Annotated in this window: 9 protein-coding genes and 1 pseudogene (1 of these 10 cut by a window edge); 3 read left to right on the forward strand and 7 right to left on the reverse strand. The window is 63.0% G+C overall.

Features of this window, described 5'->3' with window-relative positions; all coding sequences use genetic code 11:
* From B3H86_RS11280 to B3H86_RS11295, 4 genes and pseudogenes are all read right to left on the reverse strand, one after another.
* A pseudogene (locus B3H86_RS11280) lies at positions 1-450 on the reverse strand (bifunctional riboflavin kinase/FAD synthetase) (it extends 493 nt beyond the left edge of the window).
* A gap of 21 nt (positions 451-471) precedes the next feature.
* Entirely contained in the window at positions 472-933 is a 462-nt protein-coding gene (locus B3H86_RS11285) for a MaoC family dehydratase (protein ID WP_292053954.1), read from the reverse strand.
* 53 nt (positions 934-986) lie between these two features.
* A complete protein-coding gene (locus B3H86_RS11290; protein ID WP_292053972.1) occupies positions 987-1,856 on the reverse strand; it encodes a TIGR01459 family HAD-type hydrolase in 870 nt (289 codons plus the stop codon).
* A 55-nt stretch (positions 1,857-1,911) separates the two neighbouring features.
* Positions 1,912-3,183 carry an EAL domain-containing protein gene (locus B3H86_RS11295; RefSeq protein ID WP_292053955.1) on the reverse strand — a complete coding sequence of 424 codons (1,272 nt, stop codon included), beginning with the start codon at positions 3,181-3,183 and terminating at the stop codon, positions 1,912-1,914.
* A gap of 135 nt (positions 3,184-3,318) precedes the next feature.
* Here B3H86_RS11295 and B3H86_RS11300 point away from each other — a divergent pair, with 135 nt between their 5' ends.
* A complete protein-coding gene (locus tag B3H86_RS11300) occupies positions 3,319-4,089 on the forward strand; it encodes an SDR family NAD(P)-dependent oxidoreductase (protein ID WP_292053956.1) in 771 nt (256 codons plus the stop codon).
* Positions 4,079-5,005, forward strand: a complete 927-nt coding sequence (locus B3H86_RS11305) for a lysophospholipid acyltransferase family protein (protein WP_292053958.1) — start codon at positions 4,079-4,081, stop codon at positions 5,003-5,005. Before B3H86_RS11300 ends, B3H86_RS11305 begins: the two co-directional genes overlap by 11 nt.
* Here B3H86_RS11305 and B3H86_RS11310 read toward each other — a convergent pair.
* Together B3H86_RS11310 and B3H86_RS11315 are read right to left on the reverse strand one after the other, a co-directional pair.
* A complete protein-coding gene (locus B3H86_RS11310; protein ID WP_292053960.1) occupies positions 5,002-5,499 on the reverse strand; it encodes a response regulator in 498 nt (165 codons plus the stop codon). The two genes, B3H86_RS11305 and B3H86_RS11310, sit on opposite strands and share 4 nt — an antisense overlap.
* Positions 5,496-5,726 carry a DUF2093 domain-containing protein gene (locus B3H86_RS11315; RefSeq protein WP_292053962.1) on the reverse strand — a complete coding sequence of 77 codons (231 nt, stop codon included), beginning with the start codon at positions 5,724-5,726 and terminating at the stop codon, positions 5,496-5,498. The genes B3H86_RS11310 and B3H86_RS11315 overlap by 4 nt, the downstream gene beginning before the upstream one ends.
* An 83-nt stretch (positions 5,727-5,809) precedes the next feature.
* On the opposite strand from B3H86_RS11315, the gene B3H86_RS11320 reads away from it, so the two are divergent.
* Entirely contained in the window at positions 5,810-5,962 is a 153-nt protein-coding gene (locus tag B3H86_RS11320) for a hypothetical protein (RefSeq protein ID WP_292053964.1), read from the forward strand.
* 9 nt (positions 5,963-5,971) lie between these two features.
* Here the strand turns inward: B3H86_RS11320 and B3H86_RS11325 are convergent.
* Positions 5,972-6,541, reverse strand: a 570-nt coding sequence (locus B3H86_RS11325) for an exodeoxyribonuclease VII large subunit (RefSeq protein WP_292053966.1), incomplete at its 5' end; no start/stop codon positions are given.

A 6,541-nucleotide genomic window follows, 5' to 3' on the forward strand; every position in this document is an offset into this window, starting at 1 on the left:
GAAGCCCAGCGACTGGCCATATTTCGTCAGCAGGTCGGGAGAACCCGAGCGGCCCTTGCCGAAGGTGAAGTCGAAACCGACGGCGGCGTGTCTGATGCCCAGACCCTCGGACAGGACCTGACGGGCGAACTCTTCGTCCGACAGTCCGGCCATCTCGCGGTCGAACGGCAGCAGGTACAGACGGTCCACGCCCAATCCGTCCAGGGCGCGCGCCATCTGGTCCGGCGTCATCAGGCCGAACGGCGCGGCGTCCGGCTGGAACAGGCGGCGGGGATGGGGATGGAAGCTGACCACGCCCAGCGGCACACCGAGGCGCTGGGCCGCTTCACGGGCGGAGCCGATCACGGCCTGATGGCCGCGATGCACACCGTCGAAAGCGCCCACAGCTACGGCGGCGCCTTTCAGATCGTCTGAAAGACCGCGCCAGTCGCGGATGACTTCGATACCCATACGCTACCCCGACGCTATCGTTTAGCGGGCCGAGGGCTTGCGGCGGCGCGGCACGCGCACGGTGGCGATGCCGTCCATGATCAGCTTGTCACCGACAAAGCCTTCGCAATTCAGCTCGACGCGGGCCGATTCCTGATCGACCGAGATGACCGTGATCAGAATGCGGACCGTGTCGCCGATGCGGACCGGATAGTGGAAAGCCAGCGATTGGGAAATGTAGATCGAGCCCGCACCCGGCAGCACCGTTCCCACCACAGCCGAACCGAACGAGGCGCTCAGCAGGCCGTGGGCGATACGGCCACGATAGGCGGTCTTGGAGGCGAAGGCCTCGTCAAGGTGGACAGGATTATAGTCATCCGAAGCATCCGCGAAAATCTGGATGCGTTCTTCGGTGACCGGAACGATCTTCTCGGCGGCCATGCCGACATGAAGCTCGTCAAGAATGTAGCCGCCCGACGGGTGGGCTTGGACCAGGTTGCTCATAAGCGCTGCTTTACGTCAGGTGAACTATTTTGGCGAGACTTGTTGCACGTGCCCTACCACGCCAGGTCGAGCGCGGCGTAACGGGCGGTAGTATTTTCGGCTTTCAAAAGATCGCCAGCGCGTTCCGCATCGAGCACACCGTCGGCATTCTTGGCTTTGTTGCCGTGAATGCCCTGGGCAATGAACAAGCAGTCCAGCTTTTGACTTTGGGCCCCCAGAACATCCGTTATGACGCCATCGCCGATGCACAATACGCGCGAACGGTCGATTGGATGCCCGCTGAGGGATTCGGCTTCGATGATTGCCAGATCATAGATGGGGGCAAACGGTTTGCCTGCCATGATGACCCTGCCGCCAAGCTCTTCATAGAGATCGGCCAGAGCACCGGCGCAATAGATCAGGTTGTCGCCTTTCTGGACCACACGGTCGGGGTTGGCGCAGATCAGGTCCAGTCCCTTGGCGGCACCGGCGGTCAGAACCTCGCGGTAATCCTCGGGGGTTTCGGTGGCGTCATCGACCAGACCCGTCACCGAGATGAAGTCCGCCGCGTTCACGTCGTTTACCAGCTTCAGGCCGGTGCCTTCATAGGTGGTGGCGTCGCGGTCGGGGCCGATGGCCAGCGCAGCCTGCGGCGCGCGTCTGGCCAGTTCGGCGCGGGTGGCATCGCCCGAGGTGACGAAACGTTTCCATGCACTGCGCGGGACGTTCAGGCCGTCCAGCTGCGAGATCACATCGCTGGACGGGCGGGGAGAATTGGAGATGAGCACCACATGCCCGCCCTTTTCGTTGAAGCGGGTCAGGGCGTCGCAAGCCTCCGGCCAGCTTTCGCGGCCATTATGGATCACGCCCCACACATCGCAGAGCAGGACATCATAATCATCGGCGACAGCCGACAGACTGGGCAGCGGGATCGGGGAAGTCATGCGGGCCATGTAGCAACCCCGGCTGGGGAATGCGAGGGCGCATTGGTCCGCCCGTCTAGTGACGCAGGCGCCGTTCCGCCGATTGCAGGGTCGAGCGCACGAAATCCGAAGGCGGATCGGTCTCGGCCAGCACGGTTTCCTTGATGGCCCGCGGCTCTCCGAACAGATGCCCCTGACCCAGCGGGACATCGAGGTCGAGGATGTCCACGACCTGACGCTCGGTCTCGACCTTCTCGGCAATCAGTTCCAGCCCGTAGCGGCGCACCAGCGGCGAGAAGTCGGCGGCCTGGATGTCGGGCTTGCTGGGCAGGGGAACGGCCCCGTCCATATCCAGCAGCTGTTCGATCATCAGATCGGCAGCGATCTTGAGGAAGCGCACATCCGAGCGTTGCAGATCGGCAAAATCGAGGTCCAGCGTCTGGACCTTGTCGATGGAGAAGCGGAAGCCCAGATCGGCCAGCTTGGCCATGTTGCGGGCCTCGGTGGCGCCGCGCGCCTCGAAGACGGCCTGACCCAATTCGAAGATCAGGGCATCCTTCAGATCGCGGTTCTGGCCTAGGAAATCGAGGAACTGCGGAAAGAAGGTCTCATCGCCCAGCGAGGCCATCGAAATATTGCAGAACACCCCGACCTTGCGGTCCTGGCGGGCCAGACGGCGCACGATCTGGGCGCAGCGGAACAGCAGCAGATTGTCGATGGCGGGGACCAGCCCTTCCTCTTCGGCAATCGACATATATTCGGCGGGCGTCATGCTTTGTCCGCTGGCGTCGCGCAGGCGCGTATAGGCCTCGTAATAGACGGTGCGGCGCTGGGGCAGGGTCACGATGGGTTGCAGGAACAGGTCAACGCGGCCCTCGCTCAGCGCATCGTGAACCGTATGCAGGGCACCGTTGCCCATGCCATTGCCATTGCCATTGGCATGGGCCGGCATGGGTATGGCAGGCTTGGCCAGACGCTCTTCGATGGAGGCATTCATCTGCTGGACCATGTCTTCCAGCATGCGCACCTCACCCGTCAGGGCATCGGTGCGTGACAGGGGACCGTTCTCGATGGCCTGGGCCAGTTGGGTCAGAGCGCCCTGTGTCGATTCCATTGCATCGGCGAGGAGACGGTGCGCCTCCCTGACCTTGGCCAGCTCGCGTCGCAGGGCCTGCTTGTCATTGACATTGGCGGCCAGCGCACAGGCGGCGCCCAGCAGACCCAGCGATCCAATGGCCCCCGCAACGCCTGCGCCTGCGCCCCATCCGGCGCGCCAAAGCGTGGCCCCTACCGCCAGCGACAGGAACAGACACCCAAAGAACAGCAATCCGCCGGTGATCTTTTGCATGGATGATGCGATGACTTTCCTAGTGGATTGAGCGTGCTAACAAGGTAACCAAGGGTATGGCTTAACACTTCGCACCGTACCTCACAATCAAGCGAAGCTGTATCGGCAAGCGCAGCCATTAGGGGAGAAGGCTGAATGGAACTGTTCGACTTAAGCGGCAAGGTCGCCGTCGTTACCGGATCGTCAAAAGGTATCGGCAAGGCCATTGCCGAACGGCTGGCCGATCACGGAGCCAAGGTGGTCATCTCCTCGCGCAAGGCCGAGCCCTGCGAACAGGTCGCCAACGCCATCAATGAAAAGCACGGCGAAATCCGCGCCATTTCCATTCCGGCCAATATCGCCTCCAAGGACGACCTCCAGCGTCTGGTGGACGATACCCGCGCCACATGGGGCCAGATCGACATTCTGGTCTGTAACGCGGCGACCAACCCCTATGCGGGACCGATGGCGGGTATTTCGGACGACCAGTTCGGCAAGATCCTGCAGAACAATGTCGTGTCCAACCACTGGCTGATCCAGATGGTCGCGCCCGAAATGCTGGCGCGCAACGACGGGGCCATTCTGGTGATCTCGTCGATCGGGGGCCTGCGCGGCAATGCCGTGATCGGCGCCTACAATATTTCCAAGGCTGCGGACATGCAGCTGGTGCGCAATCTGGCGGTGGAATACGGCCCGCAGAACGTGCGTGTGAACTGTATCGCGCCGGGCCTGATCAAGACCGACTTTGCCCGCTATCTTTGGGAAAGCCCTGAAATTCTAAAGACGGTCACCGACCCGGCACCTTTGAAAAGGATCGGATTGCCTGATGAAATCGCGGGCACGGCAGTCTATTTGTGCAGCCCCGCGTCTTCCTATGTCACAGGACAGACGCTTGTGGTTGACGGCGGACTGACGATTGCTTGGTGATAAAAAAAGTAAAGTAGGCCTTGGACAGGACCTGACGTGGCGGCTGCAGTCGCTGGCGTTTTCGGGCCTGTTCGGGGCATTGCGTCTGGTGGGCGTGGATGCGGCTTCGGCCTTTGGCGGGGCCATGCTGCGGACCCTGGGGCCGCTGACGGGCACACAGAAAACAGTACTGCGCAATCTGAAGATCGCCTTTCCGGAAAAGTCCGAGGCATGGCGCAATGCCGTAGCCCGCGAGCAGTGGGACCGCACCGGCCGCACCTTTGCCGAACTGGCGGTGATGGACCGCCTGACGCCCGAGAGCGGGCGGGTTGAGGTGGTCGGTCTGGAGCGGCTTCATGCCGTGCGCGACAGCGGCAAGCCGGTTGTCTTCATCTCGGGGCACATTGCGAATTTCGAGGTAATGGCCTCGGTCATCATGCATGCCGGTGTGCCGTGTCAGGTCACCTACCGTGCGGCCAACAATCCCTATGTCGACGAGCAGATCCGCGAGGCCCGCGCCCGTTATGGCATCCGCCTGTTCGCGCCCAAGGGTGATGGCACCCGCGAACTGGTGGCCGGTATGAAGCGCGGCGATTCCATCGCCTTGTTGGTGGACCAGAAATACAATGAAGGCCCCGAGGTCCAGTTTTTTGACCATCCGGTGAATGCTTCGCCGGGGGCGGCGCGTCTGGCGGCCAAATTCGGAACGGTGATGGTGCCGCTATCGGTTGTGCGCCTTAAGGGCGCGAACTTCCGCGTGACCGTTCACGAACCGATCGAAGTGCCCAATACCGGCGATAAAGCCGCCGACACCCTGGCCGGTATCCAGGCTGCAAACCGCTTTGTCGAGGATCGGGTGCGCGAAGAACCGGAAGACTGGTTCTGGGTGCACAAACGCTGGCCGCAAAAGGTCTATGACGCGCTGGACGCGGACTAGTCGGGTTTCGGGTCGGTCGAGCGGCGGAACGGGCCGGCGTGATCCAGCTGATAGGTCCGCCGACGGTCCGGCCCGAAGAAATCGTCCGAGCGCACAAAGGGGCGCGGGCGAAGGATAATGGCCTCCAGCCGCTTGATCAGGGAATTGATCATCACCGGCTTGGCCAGAAACTCGTTCACACCGGCGTCTCTGGCCTCGGTCACGCGGCTGCGCTCCGAATGGCCTGTCATCATGATGATGGGCAGGTAGGGATTGGGGCTGTCCTCGTCCCAGCGGATCGAGCGGGTAAAGGCCACGCCGTCCATCGGCTGCATGCGGAAATCGACGATGGCGATGTCGATGGAATGTTCGCGCAGGATGCGAAGCGCCTGTGTGCCGTCCTCGGCCTCGCTCAAGCGACCGATGCCAATGGATTTCAGCATGGCGGCGACAATCGCGCGCATGTTGGGATTGTCATCGACCAGCAGCAGATGAAGCGTACCGAGCGGACTCATTCACGCCCCTTGTGCGGGGATGCCGGGCGGCCGGTTGCGGCTTCTAGGAATTGCAGCGGGCCGACATAGGCCTCCTGCCGCTCTGCCGACCAATAACGCAGCGCGGACAAGGGGATGGCCTGTTGCGTCACAGCGCAGCGGACATAGCTTCCTGCACCGATCACGGCGAACTCACCGTCGCCGTAATGCAGCGTCGCAGCCTTAGCATCGGGGGAGGGTGTATTCATGGTGCGGCAGAGGCGGGGGTGAGAGGGGGAAGCTTCGAATCAGCTTCACTTTAATCCGGTTTTTGCAGGTGCGGAGGGGGGTGATGAAAATTGCACAATCTATGGCGTCGGGGGCGGTGATGTCTGTGGCCTTAAACCCCGTGACGGCCTTCGCACAGCAAGCACCCTCATGGCGCGAATTGAGGCGCACGCTGCATGACGCAGCGCCGCGCGAAGTCATCGTGCCGGTGGGCTGAGAGGGCGGCCTAGAACAGGCTGCCCTGACCGGCGGGCGGCGTTTTTGGCCTGGGCGCAGGCTTGGCGGCCGGTTTGGATTGAGGTGCGGGCGGCGGGGTTTCGCTGCCAGCCTGGCCGATGACGGCCTTGCGGCGACCGTCTCCGAATACCAGCGCGACCTGCTGTCCTTCGCTCAGGGTATGGGCCGATGTGATCCATTTTCCGTCCGTATCCTCGACACGGGCAAAGCCGGGCTTGGGACGGGATGGGTCGAGGTTGTTCAGGGCCCGCGACAGGGCGGCCAGACGCTCGCCGTCGCGTTGCAGGCGGCGCTCGACCGCAGGTTTGAAGCGCATGTCCAATGCGGCCAGACGATCGGAGCGGCGCTCGATCGGGCGGTGCAGGATGGCCGGAGACAGGCGGGCCGAAACGCGGGTCAGGCGCTGTTCATGGACGCTGGCGTTGCGTTGCAGGGCCGAGCCCAGACGGCTGGACGCCAGATCGAGCCGCTGTTGCGGCAGGGCGAGAAGGTCTTCGGGGCGGCTGGGCAGGCCACGCGCCACGGCCATCAGGCGCGTGCGGCGGTCATCCAGCAGCCG

Source organism: Brevundimonas sp. UBA5866 (assembly GCF_002432125.1).
GTDB lineage: Bacteria > Pseudomonadota > Alphaproteobacteria > Caulobacterales > Caulobacteraceae > Brevundimonas.